This window comes from Pedobacter sp. UYP1, from assembly GCF_040547305.1.
In the GTDB taxonomy this organism is placed as follows: domain Bacteria; phylum Bacteroidota; class Bacteroidia; order Sphingobacteriales; family Sphingobacteriaceae; genus Pedobacter.
This window is the reverse complement of record NZ_JBEPPL010000047.1, coordinates 1-1,766: the sequence shown is the minus strand read 5'-3', so window position 1 is coordinate 1,766 and position 1,766 is coordinate 1. Positions and strand designations below refer to the sequence as shown.

The window sequence follows — 1,766 nt, the reverse complement described above, 5'->3', positions numbered from 1 at the left end:
GTATATCATTTACGCAGCGAGTAATCTATCTTGCTCCAGAAAGGAGGTATTCCAGCCGCACCTTCCGGTACGGCTACCTTGTTACGACTTAGCCCCAGTTATCGGTTTTACCCTAGGACGCTCCTTGCGGTTACATACTTTAGGTACCCCCAACTTCCATGGCTTGACGGGCGGTGTGTACAAGGCCCGGGAACGTATTCACCGTATCATTGCTGATATACGATTACTAGCGAATCCAACTTCAAGAGGTCGAGTTGCAGACCTCTATCCGAACTGTGAATGGCTTTTGGAGATTTGCTTGCTGTTACCAGCTTGCTGCCCTCTGTACCATCCATTGTAGCACGTGTGTAGCCCCGGACGTAAGGGCCATGATGACTTGACGTCGTCCCCTCCTTCCTCTCTGTTTGCACAGGCAGTCTGTTTAGAGTCCCCACCATTACGTGCTGGCAACTAAACATAGGGGTTGCGCTCGTTGCGGGACTTAACCCAACACCTCACGGCACGAGCTGACGACAGCCATGCAGCACCTAGTTTCGTGTCCTTGCGGACTCATCTATCTCTAAATGATTCACTAACTTTCAAGCCCGGGTAAGGTTCCTCGCGTATCATCGAATTAAACCACATGCTCCTCCGCTTGTGCGGGCCCCCGTCAATTCCTTTGAGTTTCAATCTTGCGACCGTACTCCCCAGGTGGAATACTTAACGCTTTCGCTTAGCCGCTAACTGTGTATCGCTAACAGCGAGTATTCATCGTTTAGGGCGTGGACTACCAGGGTATCTAATCCTGTTTGATCCCCACGCTTTCGTGCCTCAGCGTCAATATAACCATAGTAAGCTGCCTTCGCAATCGGTGTTCTGTGACATATCTATGCATTTCACCGCTACTTGTCACATTCCGCCTACCTCTAGTTCATTCAAGCTCTTCAGTATCAAGGGCACTGCGATGGTTGAGCCACCGTCTTTCACCCCTGACTTAAAAAGCCGCCTACGCACCCTTTAAACCCAATAAATCCGGATAACGCTTGGATCCTCCGTATTACCGCGGCTGCTGGCACGGAGTTAGCCGATCCTTATTCCTTCGGTACATTCAGCTATCTACACGTAGATAGGTTTATTCCCGAATAAAAGCAGTTTACGACCCAGAGGGCTGTCTTCCTGCACGCGGCATGGCTGGTTCAGAGTTGCCTCCATTGACCAATATTCCTTACTGCTGCCTCCCGTAGGAGTCTGGTCCGTGTCTCAGTACCAGTGTGGGGGGTCATCCTCTCAGATCCCCTAGACATCGTGGTCTTGGTGGGCCGTTACCCCGCCAACTAACTAATGTCACGCATGCCCATCTTAATCCTATAAATATTTGATCATTGTACAATGCTGTACTGTGATTTTATGCGGTGTTAATCCGAATTTCTTCGGGCTATCCCCCTGATTAAGGTAGGTTGCATACGCGTTACGCACCCGTGCGCCACTTTCCTCTCTAGCAAGCTAAAGAGTATCGTTCGACTTGCATGTATTAGGCCTGCCGCTAGCGTTCATCCTGAGCCAGGATCAAACTCTCCATTGTAAAATGTTGTTGTTTGAACACTGACCATTCTTAACTTGTATTAATAATAGTCTTATTCTTATTTGTCTGTCAGAATAGACTTAAAAAACTCGCGCGGCTCATGTACTTTGAACTTGTACGTGTTTACCTCGCTACGTTTGTAAATGACATCTCTTTAATGAACTTCTCGGCATTACCTCACGGTTGCCTTTTATATGTTGCAATG

At 48.4% G+C, this 1,766-nt stretch carries 1 rRNA gene; it reads right to left on the bottom strand.

Annotated features, from left to right (window positions below):
* Positions 1-39: 39 nt before the first annotated feature.
* Positions 40-1,561: ribosomal RNA gene (locus ABIB30_RS27210) — 16S ribosomal RNA — on the bottom strand.
* Between the last annotated feature and the right edge of the window lie 205 nt (positions 1,562-1,766).